Here is a 19,441-nt window from a genome sequence, read left to right as displayed (position 1 = left end):
CCGCTCACTTACCCGTTTTCGAGGCATTCGTGTCAAAAGGCATTGTTTCGTCGGTCATGGCGTCCTGTCTGTTCGCCGTGATGTACTTCTATACCTCCTTCCTGAAGCCCCTGGATGGCGAGGAAATCTTCGGCTGGCGGACCCTACTGACTCTGCCCTGCCTGACGCTGTTCATGCTGGCATCCAGGGACTGGCAGCGGGTCGGTGAGCTGTTCGGGCGGGTGCGCCGCACACCATTGCTGTTGCTCGGCATGGTCGGCACATCGTGGTTGATGGGCGTGCAGTTGTGGCTGTTCCTCTGGGCCCCGCTGCACGGGCGCAGCCTGGAGGTATCGATGGGCTACTTCCTGCTGCCGCTGGCCATGGTGCTGACCGGGCGGGTGGTCTATGGCGAACGCCTGTCGCGCCTGCAGAAGGTCGCAGTGAGCTTTGCCGCGCTGGGAGTTGGCCACGAACTTTACCAGCACGGCAGCTTCGCCTGGGAAACCCTGCTGGTGATGATCGGCTACCCGATCTATTTCGTCCTGCGGCGGCGTTGCCGCACCGACCACCTGGGCGGCCTGTGGTGCGACATGTGCCTTCTACTTCCCTGGGCCTTGTATTTCGTCGTCCAGGGCCCGCTATCGACAACCGATCTGGCCGAACATCCAGGGCTGTACGGCCTGATCCCGTTGCTCGGGGCGATCAGCGCCTGCGCCCTGATCGCCTACGTACTGGCTAGCCGCCTGCTGCCGTTCAGCCTGTTCGGCCTGCTCAGCTACGTCGAGCCGGTGTTGCTGGTCGGCGTGGCCTTGTTACTGGGCGAGACCATCGGCCCCGACCAGTGGCTGACCTACCTGCCGATCTGGGCCGCCGTGCTGGTGCTGGTGCTCGAAGGCTTCAAGCACCTGCTGCGCCAGCGTCGCCGTTCGGTGTAAGGCGAACCTGCCGGACCCGGCGCTCCTCCACCGCCACCACGGTCATGGTCCAGCCATTCCAGGCCAGGTGATCACCCACCACCGGCAAGCGGTCCAGCAGGCTCATGACCAGGCCCGCCAGGGTCTGGTAATCCTCGGTGGCACGGGCGGCAAAACCGGTGCGCGCCTGGACCTGGGCCAGGTTCAAGGCGCCGCTGACAACAAAGCTGCCTGCCTCCTCGATCACCCCCGGTCCTTCCACCTCGCTCGCGTCCGGCAGCTCGCCGGCAATCGACTCGAGAATGTCGGTCATGGTCAACACCCCGGTGAAGTCACCGAACTCGTTGACCACGAAGGCAATGTGCGTCGACTGCCCGCGCATCTGCTCCAGGGCGTTGAGAATGCTGAAGCTTTCCAACAGGTTCAGTGGCGCGCGAGCCAAGGCTTGCAGGTCGGGCTGGCTACCGGACAGCAGTTCCTTGAGGAGCTCTTTCTTGTGCACGAAGCCCAGCGGTTCCTCGATATGGCCGTCACGGATCAGTGGCAGGCGCGAGTATGGCGAATTGACCAATGCCTGGGTAATCGCCTCGGCCGGCTGTGACAGGTCGATGGCATCGACCTTGGCGCGTGCCGTCATCACCGTGCGGATCGGCCGCTCGGCCAGGTTCAGCACACCGCTGATCATCACCCGCTCACGACGGTCGAACACCACCTGTTCTTCGCCACCCTCGACCAGGTCGGCGATTTCCTCGCCCACCTCGTCAGCCTCGACCCGGCGCCCGCCCATCAGGCGCAGCACGGCATGGGCGGTACGCTCACGCAGCGGCCGGTGCTGCTGCACGCTGCGCTTGCGGCGGGCACGGGCCAGCTGATTGAACAGCTCGATCAGCAACGAGAAGCCGATGGCCGCGTACAGGTAGCCTTTGGGGATATGGAAGCCCAGGCCTTCGGCGGTGAGGCTGAAGCCGATCATCATCAGGAAGCCCAGGCACAGCATGATCACTGTCGGGTGGGCGTTGACGAAACGGGTCAACGGCTTGCTGGCAACGATCATGATGCCGATGGAGAAGATCACCGCGATCATCATCACCGACAGATGCTCGACCATGCCCACGGCCGTGATCACCGCATCCAGAGAGAACACCGCATCCAGCACGACGATCTGCGCCACGATCGGCCAGAACGCGGCATGGCGGGTCACGCCGCCGCTCTGGGCAACATGGCCCTCGAGGCGTTCGTGCAGCTCCATGGTGGCCTTGAACAACAGGAACACACCACCGAACAGCATGATCAGGTCGCGGCCGGAGAAGGTCTTGCCAAACACCTCGATCAGCGGCGCGGTAAGGGTCACCATCCACGAGATGCTGGCCAGCAGGCCAAGGCGCATGATCAGCGCCAGCGACAGGCCGATCACCCGCGCACGGTCGCGCTGGTGTGGCGGCAGCTTGTCGGCAAGGATGGCGATGAACACCAGGTTGTCGATACCCAGCACCAGCTCGAGGACGATAAGCGTCAACAGGCCCAGCCAGGCCGTGGGGTCGGCTAGCCATTCCATTAGCAGGTACTCACTGGGGATGCGTCACGAGGACGGGGGAAGGATGGCCGGGACGGCCAAGGACTGGGGGGCTCCGCGAAGGTGCTCATAGGGACCTTGATAACAATTAGGGACGACGATCCTACAATCGAAGCAGAATTTTCCGATAGCGCAAAACTATTACAAAAGCTGTAAGGGGTATGACTCAGGCTTCAGGCACCCGCGGCGAGGCTTCGGCCTGCGCAGTCTTGGCCTTGGCCGGTGGCGTCAGGCGCAGCACCCGGTCCCGGCCGCCCTCGGCGAGCAGGTATCCGCCCTTGCCATCCGGGACGATGGCCTGCGGCGCCTTCAAGTAGCTGAGAACCGTGCGGCGCGTACCGTCACCATCGATACGCAACAGCCGCGCACGATGGCTCGAATCCTCGCTGATCCACAGCCCGCGCTGGTCGCAGAGCAGGAAGGTCGGGTTGCGCAGACCTTCGATCACCACCGGGTCATTTCCGCCTTCGCTCAGCGCACGAATCTTGCCGGTGGCCTTTTCGGTATACAGCAGGCGCCCGTCGGCGCAACGGGTCAGGCCCTCGGTTTCGGTAAGCCCCGAACGCAACACATCAAGCTCGCCGCTCTGCCAGTCATAACGCATCAATCGGCCATCCCCCTTGCGGTCCTCAATGGCGTAGAGGTGCAGGCCATCGTTATACAACCCCTGCACATTGTTACCGTCGAACAGCTGACTGACCTGGCCATCGCGCGACATGCTGACCGGTGCCCCGCCGACCTCCTGGCTGAACGCCCAGCCACCGTCGACGGCGACCATGCCGTCCGGCTTGGACAAGCCTTCGAGCACTACCATCCGGTCCCCCTCGGCAGTAATGCGCAGGATGCTGCCCTTGCCGCCGTTGAGCTCGCGGCTGACCAGCAGGCTGCCGTCGGCCTGAGGCAGCAGCGAAGCGGCCCGGGTCACCGAGTTGTGCAGTACCTGCACGTTCCAGCCCTCGGCGGCCTGCACCGGGTAGAAGGTCTGCCAGGCGAAAAAGCCCAAGGCACAGGCCACCAGGCCCGTGGAGGACGCCAGGGCGAGGCGAACACCGCGTTTGCGTAGCACATGCATCATCAAGTCGGCTCCTGGAAAGTGCGGGCGATGCTAGCAAGGTGATGTGAAAAAAATGTCGACGCCACGATTTCCAGGCGATTCTCTACACATGTCATTCAAGAAATGGATACCGTGTATTTCAACATTTAATTTGTGGATGACAGCGCTCGCCCCCTATGCTGTCCCGGCATCCCCTGCACGCACCGGCCGGTGTGGTCCAAGGCATGGGGAGAGAACAACAAAGTCGAGACCGTTCATGTCGAAACCTTCCTACTTCGCCCCCCACGGTGGGCACCCGGCTCAGACCGAGCTGCTGACTGACCGTGCCATGTTCACTGAAGCCTATGCCGTGATCCCCAAGGGCGTGATGCGTGACATCGTCACCAGCCACTTGCCGTTCTGGGACAAGATGCGCATGTGGGTAATCGCCCGCCCACTGACCGGTTTCGCCGAGACCTTCTCTCAGTACATCGTCGAAGTCGCCCCCGAAGGCGGCAGCGAGCGTCCTGAACTGGACCCGAACGCCGAAGCGGTGCTGTTCGTGGTCGAAGGCGAGATCGACGTAACCGTCGAAGGCAAGCACCACACCCTCGTGCCGGGCGGCTATGCCTTCCTCGCACCCGGCGCCGACTGGAGCCTGCGCAACAACAGCAAGGCCAACGTCACCTTCCACTGGCTGCGCAAGCACTACCAGAAAGTCGAGGGCCTGCCGGTACCCGAGTCTTTCGTCACCCACCGCGACAATGCCACCGTCATCGAGATGCCGGGCACCGAAGGCGCGTGGAAGACCACCCGTTTCGTCGACATGGCCGACATGCGCCACGACATGCACGTGAACATCGTGACCTTCCAGCCCGGCGGCGTGATCCCGTTCGCCGAGACCCACGTCATGGAACACGGCCTGTACGTTCTGGAAGGCAAGGCGGTGTACCGCCTGAACCAGGACTGGGTCGAGGTCGAGGCCGGTGACTTCATGTGGCTGCGCGCCTTCTGCCCGCAAGCTTGCTACTCCGGCGGCCCGGGCCCGTTCAGCTACCTGCTGTACAAGGACGTCAACCGTCACGTGCACCTGACGCTCAACCCGCAGCGTTGATGACCTTGCAGGAGCGGCAGCCCGCCGCTCCTGCAGTCTTGAGCCATACTGAGCGGACCGCCCCTTCCCGGCCTCCCGCCATGACCTTCCATCGCCCTCTACTTGCCCTGCTGCTCCTGTTGCCGGGCGCGTTGCCGTGGGCAGACGACTGGCAACTCGCGCATCAGGAAAACGGCATCGATGTCTACCTGGCAAGCGTCAACGGTTCGGCCTACCAGCAATTTCGCGGCGTCGCCCGGATCAAGGCTAGCGTCCGTACCTTGAGCGACCTGCAGGAAAACCTGCGCGTGGCCTGCAAATGGCTGTACGCCTGCGCCGACATGCGTCTGCTGGAAGTGGACGGCGATACCACCTGGGTCTACCTGACCACCGCCCTGCCCTGGCCGGCCAAGCCCAGGGACATGGTGCTCAAGGTGCGTACCGAGCGCCTGGACGACGACTCCCTGGTGCGCCACCTGAGCGCCGAGCCCGGGCGGGTGCCGACCGAACCCGGGCTGATCCGTGTGCGCCGGCTCAGCGGCGAATGGATCATGCGCCCCTTGGGCGAGCGCGATACCGAGGTCACCTACCAGCTGCGTGCCGACCCGGCCGGTGATGTGCCGGGTTGGCTGGCCAACCGCTTCGTGGTGGATGCGCCGATGGTCACCCTGCGCACCCTGCGCGCCGTGGCCGAACGCCAGCCGTAAAGCTCACCGGCTGCGCAGCAGCAGCGACGCTGCGGCGCAGGCCAGCAGCGCCACACACGACAGGTAGAACGCATCCGAATAGGCCATCAGGTACGCCTGCTCGCGCACGCTCTGGTCTATCAACGCCAGGGTCTGCATGACCTGCGGCGACTGCGGGTCGACCATGCCACCCGGCAGGCGCTGTTGCAGCGCGCCGTCGAACAGCGTCAGCCCTTCGCCGACCCGCACCGAATGAAAACGCTCGCGCTGCGACACCAGTTGCGTCAGCAACGCCGTGCCCAGCGCGCCGCCGAGGTTGCGCAGCATCGAGATCAGCGCCGAGGCCGAGCCGGCCTGGGCCTTGTCCAGGCCCTTCACCGCGAGCACCGACAGCGCCACCATGATCAACGGCTGGCCGATGCCACGCACCACGGTCGAGGGGATGATCACATTACTGCCCGAGTCCACTGTCAGCGTCGATCCCAGCCAACAGCCCAGGGCCATGATGGCGAAGCCGCTGGCCACCAGCAGCTTGGCGTTGAGCCAGCGCATCAGGCGCGGCAGCAGCGGCGCCAGCAGTAGCTGGACCATGCCGTAGGCGATCAGGCTCTTGCCGATCTCGCTGGCGCTGTAGCCCTGCACCAGCGACAGGTAGTTGGGCACCAGGAACACCAGGCCGAAGGTGGCCGCGCCGAACACCGCCATGGCCAGGCTCGCCACGCCGAAGTTGTAGCTGCCCAACAAACGCAGGTTGATGAACGGCCGTCCCCCCCACAGCTGACGCTGAATGAACAGGCCCAGGGCGATGACAGCAACGATGCTGAAAGCGACGATGAAGCGCGATTCGAACCAATCCTTGCGCCCACCCTCCTCCAGCACCACCTGTAATGCCCCCAGCCCCAGCGCCATGGCTGCGATACCCAGCCAGTCGGCCTGGCGCAGGGCGCTACGGTCACCGGCCTGGCCCTTGATCGACCAGGCCACCGCCGCCAGCAGCGCCACCCCTGGAGGCAACTGCAGCAGGAAGATCCAGCGCCAGGAATACATGTCGGTGAGCCAGCCTCCGATCGACGGGCCGGCGGCCTGGGCCACGCTGTTGGACAGGCTGAACAGCGCCATCCCCAAGGCCAAGCGGCTGGCCGGCAGCTCGGTAATGATCAGTTGCATCGACAACGGGATCAGCACCGCGCCCGAGGCGCCCTGGATCACCCGCAAGGCGATCATCGCCTCCAGGCTGCCGGCCATGGCGCAGCTCACCGAGCTGACCAGGAACACCGCTGAGCCCACCAGCATCACCCGGCGCAGCGAGAACACCTGCACCAGCCAGGCGGTCAGCGGGATCATGCTGATCTCGGCCACCAGGTAGGCGGTGGAGATCCAGGACCCTTCCTCGAAGCTGGCTCCCAGCGCACCCTCGATCTCGGGCAAGGCAGCGCTGGTGACATGCACGTTCATGCCAGCCATGAAGCAGCCGAACAAGCCGCCGATCACCGCCACCCAGGCCCGCAGGGAGACTTTGTCCTCAGCGCTCATGGCGGGCCTGCCGGGTGTCGACGGTAGCGATCACCGACATGCCGGGCAGCAACCGTGGGCTGTCATCGCCCTCTGGGTCGAGTTGGATACGCACCGGGAAGCGCTGGACGATCTTGGTGAAGTTGCCGGTGGCGTTGTCCGGCGGCAGCAAGGCGAACACGGCGCCGGAGCCTGGCGAGACGCTGTCCACGGTGCCGCGCCAGTGTTGGCCGAAGGTATCGACCTCCAGCGTCACCGCCTGGCCGGGACGCATGTGCGCCAGCTGGGTTTCCTTGAAGTTGGCGACCACGTACGCCTGCGCTACCGGCACCACGGCCAGCAACGGCAGGCCGGGGGTGACGTACTGCTGCTGGCGCACCTTGCGCTGGCCTACCACACCATCGAAGGGCGCGCGAATCTCGGTGTCGGCCAGGGCGCTGCGGGCCAGGTCGGCCTCGGCGGCAGCCTGGTCGAGGTCGGCCTGGCGCTGCAGCAACTCGGCCTCCAGCTGCTTGCCCTGCTGCTCCAGCATCGCCTTGCGTGCGTGCTGGCGGGCCAGTTCGGCATCGGCGGCGCGCTGCAGCGCCTGAGACTGGATGCGGGTGGCGCGGGCCTGCTCCATCCGCTGCACACTGACCGCTTGCCATTGCGCCAGGTGCTGGTAACGCTGCCAGTCGGCCTCGGCCCGCTGCGCCTCGCCTCGGCTACCACCGCGTTCGGCATCGGCGCGGGCGATGGCGTGGGTCTGCTCTTCTTGCTCGGCGACGAAAGCGCGCAGGCGCATACGCTGCACCTGCAACGCCGCCTCACTCACCGCCAGGTGCGCCTCGGCCTTGCGCAGGCGGTCGCGAAAATCGCGCGCGTCCAGGCGTACCAGCAGGTCGCCGGCCTTGACCGTGGCGTTGTCCGCCACTGCCACCTCGGCCACGTAGCCACTGACCCGGGCACTGATCGGCGCCCAGTCAGCGCGCACGTAGGCATCGTCGGTCTGCTCCAGGAAACGCCCGTCGAGCCACCAGTAGGCGCCATAGGCCGCCACCAGCAAACCCAGGCCCCCGGCCAGGCCGAAGCGCAGCAGGCGCTGGCGGCGCCGGGCGCGAATTTGCTCGAGGGTGTGCTGGGGATCTGGGCTGACCGCCTGGTTCATGCTGGGCTCCATCCGGTGGGGGGAGCGCCAGATTACGGAATCTGAGATTGTCGCTCGCTCGCGAACAGGCCTTCAATCGTCGCAAAATGGACAGCAGATCAGTCTTGCGAGCGGACCACTTTCAATGCTGCAGGAAAGCCACCACCTGCTCTGTGGCCGTTATCGGATCTTCCTGCATGAAGCAGTGCCCACCCGCTACCTGCTGCGCGCTCACCTGGCCATTGAGCGCCACCAGGCGCTGCACCGAGTGCGGCACGAACGGATAGGTCTGCTCACCGTACAGGATCCGCGTCGGCGTCTGGATACGACTCAGTTGCTGCCACATGCGCTCAGGGAACGAGCTGAAGATCTCCACCTCGCGGCTGGGCCGGCACTTGAGCACCACTCCCTCCCCGCAATCGCCGATGGCATGCTCCACATAGGCCTGCAAGGCCGCATCGGTCCAGCCCTTGAAGATACCGCGCCCCTGCAGCGAGGCCTGGGCCGCCTCACGGTCGGGCCAATGACTGCGGCGGGTGGCCGCCTTGCGCGCCAGGGCATGACGCCGGTGCAGGCCGACCATGGCGGCGGCGCCCATCACCCCGATCATGCGCCGGCTGAACAGGACCGGATCGAGCAACACCGCACGCTGGAAGAGCTGCGGCTCGGCGGCCAGGATCAAGCCGGTGAGCACGCCGCCGAAACTGTGGCCCAAGGCAAAGCGCGGCACGTCGCCGTATTCGCCACGCCCGGCCTCGAAGGCCTCCACCGCCAGTGCCGCGGTGCGGTTCCAGCCAAGGAACACGCCACCATGGTCGCTGTCGCCATGGCCCTGGACATCGCTCAGCCACAGGTCGAAATGTTCACCCAGGCGCATCAGCATGGGCTGGTAGGCCAGACTGCAGAAGCCGTTGCCATGCAGAAAATGCAGCAGCGGCCTGCCGCTGGCGGGGGTTCGCCATCCGCGCAGGGTGAAGCCTTCGGCGCATTCATGGGACCAGGGAATCAACTCCATCGACTGCACTCATGGCTCTAGGAAAACGCCGATTCTACAAACAGCAGCGGATACAGTGAAATCACCAGCAGCACGGCCATCAGGACATTGAACAGCACCACCGCGCGCGGATTGCGCAGCAGGTTGCGCAAGGCACTGCCGAACATCACCCAGATGCCGACGCTGGGCAGGTTCACCAGGGCGAACACCATGGCGATGACGATCACGTTGAATACGTAGCCCTGGGCCGGGGTGTAGGTGGTGATCGCCCCGATCGCCATCACCCAGGCCTTCGGGTTGACCCACTGGAACGCCGCGGCACCCCAGAACCCGAGCGGTTTGCGGCTGCCATCGGTGTCGCCGGACATCGGCCCGGAGGTGGCGATCTTCCAGGCCAGGTACAACAGGTAGGCCGCGCCCGCGTAGCGCAGGATGCTGTACAACGGTGGCCAGGCCTTGAACACCTCGCCAAGCCCGAGACCAACCGCCAGCACCATCACCATGAAGCCGACGCTGATGCCCAGCGCGTGGGGAATCGTCCGACGCACGCCGAAGTTGACTCCCGAGGCCAGCAGCATGGTGTTGTTCGGACCGGGGGTGATGGAAGAGACAAAGGCGAACAGGACGAACGCGCTGAGCAGATCGAGCGAGGCAAGCATGGCGGCGGTTTCCGGCTTTTCTGATTATCGAAATGCCACGGTAGCGGAGGCTTGTAGGAAATGACCGGTACAGTTAAGCGAAATTGAATGAATACACATTTCTGTTTCACTCAATTGCGTGCCTCCACGCCATCGTCACAGCAAAGCGCGGCAAATCTTCCGCCAGACACCTGGCGGCCTCCCCTCGTCATACCTGACACTACTGAAGCCTGCGCAACCTATCCCGCACAAGGAAGCCCCATCATGCCCGTGACCATCCGCCCCGCAGTCCTTGCCGACGCTGCCCAGATCCTGGCCTTCATCACCGAGCTGGCCGACTACGAACGCGCCCGTCACGAAGTGGTGGCGACCCTCGCCGACATCAAGCACAGCCTGTTCGACGCAGGCAGCACGGTGCGTAGCCTGATTTGCGAGCGCGACGGCCAGGCCATCGGGTTCGCCGTTTATTTCTACAGCTACTCCACCTGGCTGGGGCGCAACGGTATCTACCTCGAGGATCTCTACGTCACCCCGCAGCAACGCGGTGACGGCGCGGGGCGCAAGCTGCTGCGGCATATCGCCCGCGAAGCTGTCGAAAACGGCTGTGGGCGAATGGAGTGGAGCGTGCTGGACTGGAACGAGCCGGCCATCGGTTTCTACCAGTCTCTGGGCGCCGAGCCGCAGGACGAGTGGATCCGCTATCGTCTCGACGGCGAACGCTTGCGTCAGTTCGCCGAAGGCTGAGGCGCCTCGCCCGGAAACGCCGTCTGGGCCAGTACCGGCACCTCGACGCGGCTGCGCTGGCCGCCGCGCTCGATCACCAGGCCGCGCCTCTCGATAGCCACCAGGCGCACCCCGCGAGCCAGCTCCTCGCCACTGCGCACGGCGCGTGCCGGGCCGCCGTCAAGGCTGACGATGGCCACGGCGCCTTGGCTGCCGGCCATCACCCCGCTGACCTGGATCTGCACCTGCAGGGGAATATCGGCAAACCATCGCCCGGCCGCTGTTTCGGCCACTACCGGGGCGTCGGCAGCCCGGGCCGTGGCCTGTCCCGCCGCTGGCGGCCACAACAGTTGCCCCCAGGTCGCCAGCCCGGCCATGGCGACCAGCAACCCCAGCGCCTGCAACAACAGCCCGAGTGACAAGTTGGGACGAACGATACGCATGGTCACGCGCTCCTTGTGTGCCTGCGCCCAAGCATACCGGGTGATTCTCACGGTTTTGTTTCACACGCCGATCATCTTGCTCGGGCAAGCTGCCTTGCCAGGACAAGGAGCGCGCCGTGAACGGACAACGTGGTTTCACCTTGATAGAACTGATGGTGGTGTTGGTGATCGTCGGTATCGCCAGTGCCGCCATCAGCCTGAACATCCGCCCCGATCCGGGCAAGCAGTTGCGCGCAGACGGCGAGCGCCTGGCGCGCTTGCTGGAGTTGGCGCAAAGCGAAGCCCAGGCCGACGGTCAGCCGCTGCGCTGGCAGAGCGACCGCGACGGCTACCGCTTCGTACGCGCCGATGGCCAGGTGCTGGCGGAGGGACCACTCAAGCCGCGCCGCTGGCAGGCCGAGACAGTGAAGGTGCAGGCCGAGCCCCGTGGCGCGGTATGGCTCGATGGCGAGTGGATCGGCGCCCCCCTGACACTGCGCCTGCACAGCGGCACGCTGCGCCTGGAACTGGCGCGCAACGCCGCCGGGCAGGTGCGGGTGAGCCAACCATGACCCGCCAACGCGGTTTTACCTTGATCGAAGTGATGATCGCCATCCTGCTGATGGCGGTGGTCAGCCTGATCGCCTGGCGTGGCCTGGACAGCGTCAGCCGCGCCGACCAGCATCTACGCCAGGCCAGCGATGAGCATCAGGCGGTGATGCGTGTGCTGCAGCAGCTGGAGCGCGACCTGGCCTTGCGTGCCACGGTGGAACTGGCCGAGCCGGTGTTGCCCGGCCACGAGCCGCCGGGCAAGCCCTTGCTGCCCGCCATGCGTGCCCGCGCCGAGCGCCTGGAGCTGGTGCGCGCCGGTGCCGTGGCTGGCAGCGGCCTGCAGCGGGTGCGTTGGTATGTGCGCGGCAGCACCTTGTACCGCGCCGCCGCGCCACTGCGCGAAGGCTTCCCATTGCCCGCGCCGCAAGCCGCGGTGGCGGTGCTGGACAACGTCAGCGCATTCAGCCTGCGCACCTGGCAGGCCAAGGGCGGCTGGCGCTCCCCGGCCAGCGAGGCCGACGACAACCCCGTCGGGCTCGAGGTGCGCCTGAACCGGCGCGGTCCCCAGGGCGAGGAACACTACCGCCAGGTGCTGGGGCCATTCAACTGACCAGCACCACCCCGCCGGGCAGTTCCAGGCAGCGCGCGCCATAGGCGACGCGGATCAGTTCGGCGGCCTGGCGCAACTGATCGAAACTGAACCGCGCCTGCACCCGGCGGCGCCCCAGTGACGGGTTGAGCAGTACCAGGCGCCCGGGGCGGTAGCGGTTGATCTCGTCGATTACCTGGGTCAATGGTGCATCACGGAACACCAGCATGCGCTCGCGCCAGGCCGTCACCTGGCCAATGTCGAAGGCCTCGGGCACGCCGACGCCTTGCGCGCCATAACGTAACTGGCGGCCGGCCGGCAGCGCCTCGAGCCGGCCCTGGGCAAAGATGCGCAGCTCGCCACTCAGGCAGGTGACGCAGACGCCATCGTCGTCCTCGCGCACATTGAATCGAGCCTGTTCGGTACTGATCACCCCCTCCTGCGCCCGCACCTGCATGGGCTGGTGGGCCTGCACTTCGATCTCGCCCGCCAGCAGGGCGATACCCTGTGCCTCGCGGCTGACGCGCGTGCGCACGTTCAGTTCCAGCTTGATCCCTGGCGCCAGCTCCACCCGTTGCTGCTCATCCACCTGGGTGGCGAACGCCGCAGGCGGCGCCATGGCCTCGTCCAGCCAGCCGCCACGCCAGGCAACCACCGCCAGCGACGCGGCCAGCGCCCCGCCCAGCAGTGCCCGACGCCCGAGCTGCGGCGCCGATGGCGCCTGGCTGACCTGTTGCGCCGCAGGCCCGAGCAAACACCAGAGCTGACGCGCCTGGGCGAACGCCTCGGCGTGCGCGGGGCTGCGCGCGCACCACTGGTGCAGGGCCCGGGCATCGGCCTGGGTGGCCTGGCCGGAGGTCAGCCGCAACAGCCAGCCCTGGGCCTGGCGCTGCAAGTCGGGATCGGGCGGAATCTGGGGCATGGTGCTCACATGAAGAGGTCGACTATCGTTCAAGACGGTTTTCCCGCGCCAGGACCGAAGCGCTGAAACACTTTTCTGTCCAGACGCATCGCGCAATGCCCCAGTGCCGCCTTGAGTTCCTTTTCCACGGTGCGTGTGGAGATGCCGAAACGCTGGGAGATTTCCTGGTGCGAGGCCTCCTCCAGCCGCGCGGCGATGAAGATCCGCCGGCGCCGGGCTGGCAACTCGTAGAGCGCGCCCAGCAGGTTCTGGATCTCGCGCTGGCCACCGACGATGCGAGCCGGGTCCTGGTCCTCGGCCACCTGCAGCAGCGTTTCGATCTCGGCGCCAGTGAGCAGCCGGGCATCGGCCTCGCGGCGGTCGGCGGCGACGTTCAAGGCCATGCGGTACAGGTAGGCACCGGGTTTGTGCAGGTCGTGCGCGGCGTCCATGCGATCCACCCGCAGGTAGGTTTCCTGCAGCACGTCGTTGGCCAGGTCATCCGAGCCAAGCCGGCGCCTCAGGCGGACCCTGAAGGTGTCGTAGGAGGTCAGAAACAGCTTGACCAGCGCACTGTCCCGAGGTTTTTTCATGCCGCCACAGCTCCTTGCTAAAGAGGGCAATCCATAGGTTCCGGGCGCAGCAACAGGGTCAGCGGCTGTGCCAGTGAAGTCGGCGGCGCCTGCTCCAGGCGTACCGCCTGCAAGCGCTCGACCAGCGCGGCATCGCGGGCGAAGTCGCCGGTGGAGGCCAACAGCCGGCTCTGCACCAGTTGCCCGCTGGCATCGATCCAGACCTGCATGGCCGCCCGGTAGCTGCCCGGGCGGGTCGACGGCCAAGCGCACAGGGCGCGCTCCACCGCGTGTTGCAATGCCACCGCATAACTGCCCGACGCCGGGCCTTCACTGCGTCCACGCCCGGGCGTTGTGCGCAGGCGCAACGGTTGCAGGGTGAATCCACCGCTGCCGTGACGCGCCTGCAGGCCGGTTCCTTGCAACAAGCGCTGCAAACCCTCGCGCGCCGTGTAGCGGCCGCGCAGCAGGCTGGAGCGCTGGCCGGCGAGCAACGCCTGGTCGACCAGCACCGCCAGGCCACTCTGCCGGCCGAAGGTGTCCAGCGCCCGGTCCAGCGCCTGCGCCGGTATGTCGAAGGTCAGTAACGGCTGGCCACGCGCCCCTGGCGCCGCCACCAGCCAAGCCAGTATCAGCGCGCCGACTACAAGCAATGCACGCACGGGAGATCAGGCCTCCTTGCTGGCCGCCGTCGCCGGGGAAACGTCATCCTGAGGCCTGTGTATGACGCTGTGGTGACAGGCCGCGGCAATCAAAGCTTCACCCCGTCCCATGCCGGCAGCGGATAGACTGGCGCAAGGAATAACTGCACGGAGAAGCATCATGGCCCGACTGTCGCTGATCACTTTGCCCCTGCTGCTGGCCTGCGCCCTGCCGGCGCTGGCCGAACCGCCCAAGGGCTGCATCGACGTGCAGGTCGGGCAGGCGCGGGCACTGGCCTACGACTGTCTGACCCGACAGTTGCAAGGGGCCGATCCGCGCGCCGCCAAGGGCCTGCGCGATCAGCTCGACCCGGTCAAGCAGATGCAGCGCAGGGCACCAAACCAGATGGGCTTGGCGACACCGGCGGCGACCTCGACGCGCATGGGCAGCAGCTTTGGCAGTTCGGTGGTGCCACAGCGGCCTTGAAGTGCCTGACAGGCGTTTCGAATCACCTGCCCCGGGTTACTCTTCACGACGCAGCAGATAGGTATCCATGATCCACCCCTTGCGCCGCCGCGCCTCATCGCGCAACTCGAGGATGCGCGCCTTCACCGCCTGCAACGGCCCGCTCACCAGCAGCTCGTCCGGCGTGCCCAGGTAGGCGCCCCAGTAGATCACCAGTTGCGGATCATCCAGGGCGGCGAACGCGCACTGGCCGTCGAGCATCACCAGCACATTGTCGATCCGCGACTGTTCGCCCAGGCGTCGGCCCGGCAGCACGGTCAGAGGCTCGCCGATACGGTTGAGCGGGATCTGGTGACGGGCGGCCAGCACCTGGATGCTGCTGATGCCGGGAATCACCTGCAAGGCCAGCGCCAGGCCGCGTTCGCGGACCAGGTCGAGAATTCGCAGGGTGCTGTCATACAGCGCCGGCTCGCCCCATAGCAGGAACGCGCCGATATCATCGCTGCCCAGCTCATCCTCGATCAGCCGGGCGTACAACGCGGCGCGCTGGGCATGCCAGTCCTGCACGGCGCCAACATAGTCCGGCGCCTGGCCGTCTCGGCGCGGGTCCTCGACTTGCACCAGACGATAACCGCCCTCGGGCAGGTAGCGCTCCAGGATGGCCCGGCGCAGGTGCACCAGTTCGTCCTTGTCGCTGCCCTTGTCGAGGACGAAAAACACCGTGGCGCGCCGCAGCGCCTCCACCGCCTCGTAGGTGACCTGGCGAGGATCACCCGGTCCGATGCCGATCAGTAGAAGCTGTTTCATCGCCTGCCCTGCCTGGTTGCCGGTGGTCATTGTCGACCGACCACCGGCCGTTTGGCAAAGCGGGTCAGAAGATCGAGAAGTTGTAGCTGACAATGACCCGGGTTTCGTCCATGTCACGCGCCCACTTCTCGTAGTTGCTGCGGTAGGTGGAGTTGCGCAGGCGCACGCTGACGTCCTTGAAGGTGCCGCTCTGCACCTGGTACTTCAGCTCGCTGTCGCGTTCCCATTCCTTGCCTTCGGCGTTGCTGCCAGGGACCTTCACATTGGCGCCATTGATGTAGCGGGTGAAGAAGGTCAGGCCGGGCACGCCCAGGGCCTTGAAATCGTAGTCGTAGCGCACCTGCCAGGAGCGCTCCTGGGCGGCGGCGAAGTCGTTGACCTGGGCATAGTTGACCAGGTAGGGGTTTGTGCCGTCTAAGTACGGCATGGCGCTGTCGCCGTACATGCGCTGCCAGCCGGCGCTTAGCTTGTGCCCACCCAGGCTGTAGCCAAGCATGCCGCTGAAGGCGCGGTGGTCGATGCGCCCGGCACGGGCATTACCGATGTCGTCGCTCTTGATCACCCGCAGGTCCGCCGACAGCGTTCCGACTTCCAGTGGCTGGCTGGCGACCAGCCCGAGGAAGTGCTGGCGGTAGATGTTTTCAAGCTTGGACACCTGGTACTGCGCGCTGACACGGTCGTTGAAGCGGTAGTCGACGCCGGCCAGGTCGAAGTGGTCGGCCTCGATATCGCAGGCATAGCGCTTGTTCTTGCAGTGCACGCGGATGTCCTGGCGGTCGGTGGAGTCCCGTGCGGTGTACTGGTTCAAACGCGCCAGGGTGAACTTCAGGTCGCGAACTTCCTCGGAGGTCAGCCAGGCACCATGGAACATGGTCGGCAGCAGGCGTCCGTCGTTGTACTTCAACAGGGGCACATCTGGCATCATCGAGCCGTACTTGAGCACGGTATTGGAGACCTTCACCTTGCCGGCGACGCCCATCTTGGCGTACTGGTCGGCGGAGTGGCGTGGATCATGCCCGGACGACGGCAATAGCCCGCTATTGCTGTCGGCGGGACTGGAGTCGAGCTTGAAACCGAGCATGCCCAGCGCATCCACGCCGAATCCGACCGGGCCTTGGGTATAGCCGGACTGGACATTGAGAATAAAACCCTGCGCCCACTCTTCGCGCTTCGACGCGCCTTGCTTGGAAGTGGTGTGGCCGTCACGGAAATCTCGGTTGAAATAGACATTGCGTGCTTCGACCTTGGCACTGCTGTCTTCAAGAAAACCGGCGGCCTGGGCGTTGACACCGGCACACAGGAAGAACAAGCCGGCAACTCGGCGCCCGGGGGCGAGGGGGAAAGGGGCAAACATGCGAGGGAACATCCAGAAGAAAGACGAAAAACCATCCGGGCAGTCATCTGCACCGGCACTACGCGAAAGCCGAATACATCTCGACCATCATCGGTAATTTTCCACCAAAGGCTCTAGTCCAGGCCATGGGACGATGGTCTAAGGCCTTGTGCCGGGCCCCGTCGAACACCGCGCGAGAAACCTGCAAAGTTCCCGGCTAATGCATTAAAAGTTTGCTGTTTACCCTCGTGCAGTCGACTACTACACTCACAATCAACGAACAGCTATACCCATCCACGTGGCCGGCGTTTAGTCCAGGTTTATGTTCGTCACGCCAAGCCACGGCACTTACAGGAGTGATGACAGTGTCCAGACTTGCAGAGTTTCGTGCTGCCGAAAAAGCGCTCAAGGAACAAATGGCACAACTGGAAGCGCTAAAAAAGGATGCCGGCCTTAAACGCGAAATCGAATTCGAGCAGAAACTAGTCGGCCTGATGAAGAGCTATGACAAGAGCCTGCGCGATATCATCGCCATTCTCGATCCGAAAGCCGTGACCCGTGCACCGACCGCCGTCAAGCAGCAACGCCGCCCACGGGTCGTGAAGGTGTACGAGAACCCCCACACTGGCGAGTTGATCGAGACCAAAGGCGGCAACCACCGCGGGCTGAAGGCTTGGAAGGAACAGTACGGGGCACAGACGGTGGAAAGTTGGGTGCGCTGATGAAACCTCTACACCCGCTTCACACTTTTTTCACACCCGCAGGCCCAGTATCGAACCAGCTAAAGGACTAGCGACCCCATCACGCGCCCGCACATGCGGGCCTCTAATTCTGGCGCCCCGCACTCGTGCGGGGCGCTTTCATTTGCGCTGCCGGTTGACTTCCGTATCATGGCAAACCTGTTCAAGGCCCTGATTCCGGAGTTCCCATGAGCCTGCACGATCTGCAAACCCTGCCCGGCGTTACCGCCCAACCCGATACCGCCACCGCCCAATTCGTGTTCAACCACACCATGTTGCGGGTGAAGGACATCGAGAAGTCCCTGGATTTCTACACGCGCGTGCTGGGCTTTCGCCTGGTAGACAAGCGCGACTTCCCGGAAGCGGCTTTCAGCCTGTATTTCCTGGCCCTGGTCGACCCGGCGCAGATTCCTGCCGATGACGCCGAGCGTCATCAGTGGATGAAATCGATCCCCGGCGTACTCGAGCTGACTCACAACCACGGCACCGAGAACGACCCCGAGTTCGCCTACCACAATGGCAACACCGACCCACGCGGTTTCGGCCACATCTGCATTTCGGTACCGGACGTACGTGTTGCCTGCGCCCGCTTCGAGGCGCTGGACGTCCCGTTCCAGAAGCGCCTGCAGGATGGCCGCATGAACCACCTGGCCTTCGTCAAGGACCCGGACGGCTACTGGGTCGAAGTCATCCAGCCGACCGAACTCAAGGGCTGATACCCACAGGTGCGCTCGTCGGGCCGGGAACTCCCGGCCCCTCGCTGTGGTATATGGAAGTAACTCCTGTTCCAAGCCACAGCGAGGTAAGGACGATGCAAACCCTTCACTGTGAATACCGCGACCACACCATCACCGCCAGCGTGATGCCCCACCCCGACTCGCCCCTGCCCTATGCTGCAGGCTGCGTGATCACCGACCCTGCCGGCCACAGCAGCAGGCGACTATCGATGCCGATGAAGTTCTTTGCCGACCTGGAGAATGCCCAGCACGTGTCCCTGGCCCATGGCCGGGCGCTGGTTGACCAGCAGCTGGATGACAAGGATCAGCGGGTGTTCTGATAACCCTACGCCAGCAGCCAGCACCCACAGAGATTGCGCTTCGCTCACAGGCGAAGCGAACAGTGTGGGAGCCGGCTTGCCGGCGATACGGCACCCTTCTATACCCAATCAACCTTCACGGGCATACGCCACGGCAGCCGCCACCTGTTCGGCTGTCGGCCGAACCCCGGTGTACAACACGAACTGCTCCAGCGCCTGTAGCGCGATGACGTCGAGACCGGTGATCACCGGTTTGCCCAGCGCCTCGGCGGCGCGGATCAGCGGTGTGCGTGCCGGCAGGGCAACCACATCGAATACCCGCTCGGCCGCCGCGATGGCGGTTTCGCTGAAGGCCAGCTGGTCGGCCTCAGGGCCCCCGGCCATGCCGATCGGCGTGACATTGATCAGCATCGGCGGGCAACGGTCCTGCAGTTCAGGCAGCCAGCGATAGCCGCAGACATCCGCCAATTGCCGCCCGGCCTGCTCGTTACGGGCGACAATGATGCCGTCGCCAAAGCCCGCGTCGCGCAGCGCGCTGGCCACCGCCTTGGCCATGCCACCGCTGCCGCGCAGGGCGAAGCCGGTCGCCGGGTCGATCCGCCGCTCGGCCAGCAGTTGCCGTACCGCCAGGAAGTCGGTGTTGTAGGCCTTCAGATGGCCTGCGCTATTGACCAGGGTGTTCACCGAGTCGATGGCCGCCGCCGAGGGGTCGACCTCGTCCACCAGGGCCAGGCAGGCTTCCTTGTAGGGCATCGATACGCCACAACCGCGAATACCCAGGGCGCGGATGCCGGCCACGGCGGCCGGCAGATCCTGGGTGGTCATGGCCTTGTAGTAATAGTCCAGGCCCAACTGCTGATACAGATGGTTGTGAAAGCGCACGCCGAACGTACCGGGGCGCCCGGCCAGGGAAATGCACAACACGGTGTCCCTGCTCGGTGAATGGCTCATCGCGGTTCCTCTGTCATGGCTGAATCGATTGCGCCAGCGTACCAGACCCTGCCGCCGGTCGCCCCTTACACAACCTTTACCCTTTGCCAGGGCGCAGTTGACCGAGGCTGCGGTCATAGTAGACAGACCCCGAACGTGGGGTTGTCTTGCGAGGTGT

23 protein-coding genes are annotated in these 19,441 nt (G+C 65.1%); 10 read left to right on the top strand and 13 right to left on the bottom strand.

The genetic code is table 11. The features are described 5' to 3' along the window. The first annotated feature begins 29 nt into the window (after window positions 1–29). Window positions 30–917, top strand: a complete 888-nt coding sequence (rarD, locus tag BMY03_RS20555) for an EamA family transporter RarD (RefSeq protein WP_094012122.1) — start codon at window positions 30–32, stop codon at window positions 915–917. Here the strand turns inward: rarD and BMY03_RS20550 are convergent. Continuing rightward, window positions 880–2,451 carry a TerC family protein gene (locus tag BMY03_RS20550; protein WP_038706062.1) on the bottom strand — a complete coding sequence of 524 codons (1,572 nt, stop codon included), beginning with the start codon at window positions 2,449–2,451 and terminating at the stop codon, window positions 880–882. The genes rarD and BMY03_RS20550 overlap by 38 nt on opposite strands. 184 nt (window positions 2,452–2,635) lie before the next feature. Further along, window positions 2,636–3,544, bottom strand: coding sequence for an NHL repeat-containing protein (locus tag BMY03_RS20545; protein WP_094012121.1), 909 nt, complete (start codon window positions 3,542–3,544; stop codon window positions 2,636–2,638). 235 nt (window positions 3,545–3,779) lie between these two features. On the opposite strand from BMY03_RS20545, the gene BMY03_RS20540 reads away from it, so the two are divergent. After that, entirely contained in the window at window positions 3,780–4,616 is an 837-nt protein-coding gene (locus tag BMY03_RS20540) for a bifunctional allantoicase/(S)-ureidoglycine aminohydrolase (RefSeq protein ID WP_023630973.1), read from the top strand. Window positions 4,617–4,696: 80 nt separating this feature from the next. Beyond that, window positions 4,697–5,302: an START domain-containing protein gene (locus tag BMY03_RS20535; RefSeq protein ID WP_094012120.1), complete on the top strand. Its 606-nt coding sequence runs from the start codon at window positions 4,697–4,699 to the stop codon at window positions 5,300–5,302. Window positions 5,303–5,305: 3 nt separating this feature from the next. On the opposite strand, the gene BMY03_RS20530 is transcribed toward BMY03_RS20535, so the two are convergent. The 4 genes from BMY03_RS20530 to BMY03_RS20515 form a co-directional block, all read right to left on the bottom strand. Next, the gene (locus BMY03_RS20530) at window positions 5,306–6,814 is read right to left on the bottom strand and encodes an MDR family MFS transporter (protein ID WP_094012119.1); all 1,509 of its coding nucleotides are present in this window, start codon (window positions 6,812–6,814) and stop codon (window positions 5,306–5,308) included. Next, window positions 6,804–7,940 (bottom strand): HlyD family secretion protein, encoded by a 1,137-nt coding sequence (locus tag BMY03_RS20525; protein ID WP_094012118.1) that lies wholly within the window; start codon window positions 7,938–7,940, stop codon window positions 6,804–6,806. The genes BMY03_RS20530 and BMY03_RS20525 overlap by 11 nt, the downstream gene beginning before the upstream one ends. A gap of 121 nt (window positions 7,941–8,061) precedes the next feature. Further along, on the bottom strand, window positions 8,062–8,934 hold the full coding sequence (locus tag BMY03_RS20520) for an alpha/beta fold hydrolase (RefSeq protein ID WP_094012117.1): 873 nt from the start codon (window positions 8,932–8,934) through the stop codon (window positions 8,062–8,064). A gap of 17 nt (window positions 8,935–8,951) precedes the next feature. After that, a complete protein-coding gene (locus tag BMY03_RS20515; RefSeq protein WP_023631010.1) occupies window positions 8,952–9,572 on the bottom strand; it encodes a LysE family translocator in 621 nt (206 codons plus the stop codon). Between the two features lie 243 nt (window positions 9,573–9,815). Between BMY03_RS20515 and BMY03_RS20510 the strand changes: the two genes are divergently transcribed. After that, on the top strand, window positions 9,816–10,295 hold the full coding sequence (locus tag BMY03_RS20510) for a GNAT family N-acetyltransferase (RefSeq protein ID WP_023631011.1): 480 nt from the start codon (window positions 9,816–9,818) through the stop codon (window positions 10,293–10,295). On the opposite strand, the gene BMY03_RS20505 is transcribed toward BMY03_RS20510, so the two are convergent. After that, window positions 10,277–10,717: a general secretion pathway protein GspC gene (locus BMY03_RS20505; RefSeq protein WP_052062196.1), complete on the bottom strand. Its 441-nt coding sequence runs from the start codon at window positions 10,715–10,717 to the stop codon at window positions 10,277–10,279. The two genes, BMY03_RS20510 and BMY03_RS20505, sit on opposite strands and share 19 nt — an antisense overlap. Before the next feature lie 116 nt (window positions 10,718–10,833). Here BMY03_RS20505 and BMY03_RS20500 point away from each other — a divergent pair, with 116 nt between their 5' ends. Continuing rightward, complete coding sequence (locus tag BMY03_RS20500; protein ID WP_094012116.1) at window positions 10,834–11,268, top strand: GspH/FimT family pseudopilin; 435 nt, start codon at window positions 10,834–10,836, stop codon at window positions 11,266–11,268. Beyond that, window positions 11,265–11,858, top strand: a complete 594-nt coding sequence (locus tag BMY03_RS20495; RefSeq protein ID WP_094012115.1) for a type II secretion system protein GspJ — start codon at window positions 11,265–11,267, stop codon at window positions 11,856–11,858. Before BMY03_RS20500 ends, BMY03_RS20495 begins: the two co-directional genes overlap by 4 nt. Here BMY03_RS20495 and BMY03_RS20490 read toward each other — a convergent pair. Genes BMY03_RS20490 through BMY03_RS20480 form a run of 3 tightly spaced genes read right to left on the bottom strand, consistent with a single transcriptional unit; the run spans window position 11,851 to window position 13,972 of the window. Beyond that, window positions 11,851–12,759 (bottom strand): FecR family protein, encoded by a 909-nt coding sequence (locus BMY03_RS20490; protein ID WP_094012114.1) that lies wholly within the window; start codon window positions 12,757–12,759, stop codon window positions 11,851–11,853. The two genes, BMY03_RS20495 and BMY03_RS20490, sit on opposite strands and share 8 nt — an antisense overlap. Window positions 12,760–12,788: 29 nt before the next feature. Next, complete coding sequence (locus BMY03_RS20485; protein ID WP_094012113.1) at window positions 12,789–13,331, bottom strand: RNA polymerase sigma factor; 543 nt, start codon at window positions 13,329–13,331, stop codon at window positions 12,789–12,791. Between the two features lie 17 nt (window positions 13,332–13,348). Continuing rightward, a complete protein-coding gene (locus BMY03_RS20480) occupies window positions 13,349–13,972 on the bottom strand; it encodes a secretin and TonB N-terminal domain-containing protein (protein WP_232888228.1) in 624 nt (207 codons plus the stop codon). Window positions 13,973–14,132: 160 nt separating this feature from the next. Here BMY03_RS20480 and BMY03_RS20475 point away from each other — a divergent pair, with 160 nt between their 5' ends. Beyond that, window positions 14,133–14,438 (top strand): hypothetical protein, encoded by a 306-nt coding sequence (locus BMY03_RS20475; protein ID WP_094012112.1) that lies wholly within the window; start codon window positions 14,133–14,135, stop codon window positions 14,436–14,438. Window positions 14,439–14,474: 36 nt separating this feature from the next. Here the strand turns inward: BMY03_RS20475 and cobF are convergent, their stop codons facing one another. Both cobF and BMY03_RS20465 read right to left on the bottom strand, forming a co-directional pair. Continuing rightward, window positions 14,475–15,224: a precorrin-6A synthase (deacetylating) gene (gene cobF, locus BMY03_RS20470; RefSeq protein WP_031314949.1), complete on the bottom strand. Its 750-nt coding sequence runs from the start codon at window positions 15,222–15,224 to the stop codon at window positions 14,475–14,477. 64 nt (window positions 15,225–15,288) lie between these two features. Continuing rightward, complete coding sequence (locus BMY03_RS20465; RefSeq protein WP_094012111.1) at window positions 15,289–16,578, bottom strand: OprD family porin; 1,290 nt, start codon at window positions 16,576–16,578, stop codon at window positions 15,289–15,291. 344 nt (window positions 16,579–16,922) lie between these two features. Here BMY03_RS20465 and BMY03_RS20460 point away from each other — a divergent pair, with 344 nt between their 5' ends. From BMY03_RS20460 to BMY03_RS20450, 3 genes are all read left to right on the top strand, one after another. Continuing rightward, window positions 16,923–17,279 carry a histone-like nucleoid-structuring protein, MvaT/MvaU family gene (locus tag BMY03_RS20460; RefSeq protein WP_031314950.1) on the top strand — a complete coding sequence of 119 codons (357 nt, stop codon included), beginning with the start codon at window positions 16,923–16,925 and terminating at the stop codon, window positions 17,277–17,279. Between the two features lie 206 nt (window positions 17,280–17,485). Next, the gene (gloA, locus tag BMY03_RS20455) at window positions 17,486–18,013 is read left to right on the top strand and encodes a lactoylglutathione lyase (RefSeq protein ID WP_023630254.1); all 528 of its coding nucleotides are present in this window, start codon (window positions 17,486–17,488) and stop codon (window positions 18,011–18,013) included. A gap of 95 nt (window positions 18,014–18,108) precedes the next feature. After that, complete coding sequence (locus BMY03_RS20450) at window positions 18,109–18,354, top strand: hypothetical protein (protein WP_023630255.1); 246 nt, start codon at window positions 18,109–18,111, stop codon at window positions 18,352–18,354. Window positions 18,355–18,462: 108 nt separating this feature from the next. Here BMY03_RS20450 and BMY03_RS20445 read toward each other — a convergent pair whose 3' ends face one another. Beyond that, window positions 18,463–19,284 (bottom strand): shikimate 5-dehydrogenase, encoded by an 822-nt coding sequence (locus BMY03_RS20445; RefSeq protein WP_094012110.1) that lies wholly within the window; start codon window positions 19,282–19,284, stop codon window positions 18,463–18,465. Between the last annotated feature and the right edge of the window lie 157 nt (window positions 19,285–19,441).

Origin of the sequence: Pseudomonas soli, assembly GCF_900110655.1 — a bacterium.
Lineage (GTDB): Bacteria > Pseudomonadota > Gammaproteobacteria > Pseudomonadales > Pseudomonadaceae > Aquipseudomonas > Aquipseudomonas soli.
Note: the sequence above shows the minus strand (reverse complement) of the source record. Positions and strands in the feature narration are given on the sequence as shown.

Coding starts and splice junctions, on each gene's coding strand:
- BMY03_RS20550 (WP_038706062.1), bottom strand. CDS start 2,451: ATGGAATGGCTAGCCGACCCCACGGCCTGGCTGGGCCTGTTGACGCTT.
- BMY03_RS20545 (WP_094012121.1), bottom strand. CDS start 3,544: ATGATGCATGTGCTACGCAAACGCGGTGTTCGCCTCGCCCTGGCGTCC.
- BMY03_RS20540 (WP_023630973.1), top strand. CDS start 3,780: ATGTCGAAACCTTCCTACTTCGCCCCCCACGGTGGGCACCCGGCTCAG.
- BMY03_RS20535 (WP_094012120.1), top strand. CDS start 4,697: ATGACCTTCCATCGCCCTCTACTTGCCCTGCTGCTCCTGTTGCCGGGC.
- BMY03_RS20530 (WP_094012119.1), bottom strand. CDS start 6,814: ATGAGCGCTGAGGACAAAGTCTCCCTGCGGGCCTGGGTGGCGGTGATC.
- BMY03_RS20525 (WP_094012118.1), bottom strand. CDS start 7,940: ATGAACCAGGCGGTCAGCCCAGATCCCCAGCACACCCTCGAGCAAATT.
- BMY03_RS20520 (WP_094012117.1), bottom strand. CDS start 8,934: ATGGAGTTGATTCCCTGGTCCCATGAATGCGCCGAAGGCTTCACCCTG.
- BMY03_RS20515 (WP_023631010.1), bottom strand. CDS start 9,572: ATGCTTGCCTCGCTCGATCTGCTCAGCGCGTTCGTCCTGTTCGCCTTT.
- BMY03_RS20510 (WP_023631011.1), top strand. CDS start 9,816: ATGCCCGTGACCATCCGCCCCGCAGTCCTTGCCGACGCTGCCCAGATC.
- BMY03_RS20505 (WP_052062196.1), bottom strand. CDS start 10,717: ATGCGTATCGTTCGTCCCAACTTGTCACTCGGGCTGTTGTTGCAGGCG.
- BMY03_RS20495 (WP_094012115.1), top strand. CDS start 11,265: ATGACCCGCCAACGCGGTTTTACCTTGATCGAAGTGATGATCGCCATC.
- BMY03_RS20490 (WP_094012114.1), bottom strand. CDS start 12,759: ATGCCCCAGATTCCGCCCGATCCCGACTTGCAGCGCCAGGCCCAGGGC.
- BMY03_RS20485 (WP_094012113.1), bottom strand. CDS start 13,331: ATGAAAAAACCTCGGGACAGTGCGCTGGTCAAGCTGTTTCTGACCTCC.
- BMY03_RS20475 (WP_094012112.1), top strand. CDS start 14,133: ATGGCCCGACTGTCGCTGATCACTTTGCCCCTGCTGCTGGCCTGCGCC.
- cobF (WP_031314949.1), bottom strand. CDS start 15,224: ATGAAACAGCTTCTACTGATCGGCATCGGACCGGGTGATCCTCGCCAG.
- BMY03_RS20465 (WP_094012111.1), bottom strand. CDS start 16,578: ATGTTTGCCCCTTTCCCCCTCGCCCCCGGGCGCCGAGTTGCCGGCTTG.
- gloA (WP_023630254.1), top strand. CDS start 17,486: ATGAGCCTGCACGATCTGCAAACCCTGCCCGGCGTTACCGCCCAACCC.
- BMY03_RS20450 (WP_023630255.1), top strand. CDS start 18,109: ATGCAAACCCTTCACTGTGAATACCGCGACCACACCATCACCGCCAGC.
- BMY03_RS20445 (WP_094012110.1), bottom strand. CDS start 19,284: ATGAGCCATTCACCGAGCAGGGACACCGTGTTGTGCATTTCCCTGGCC.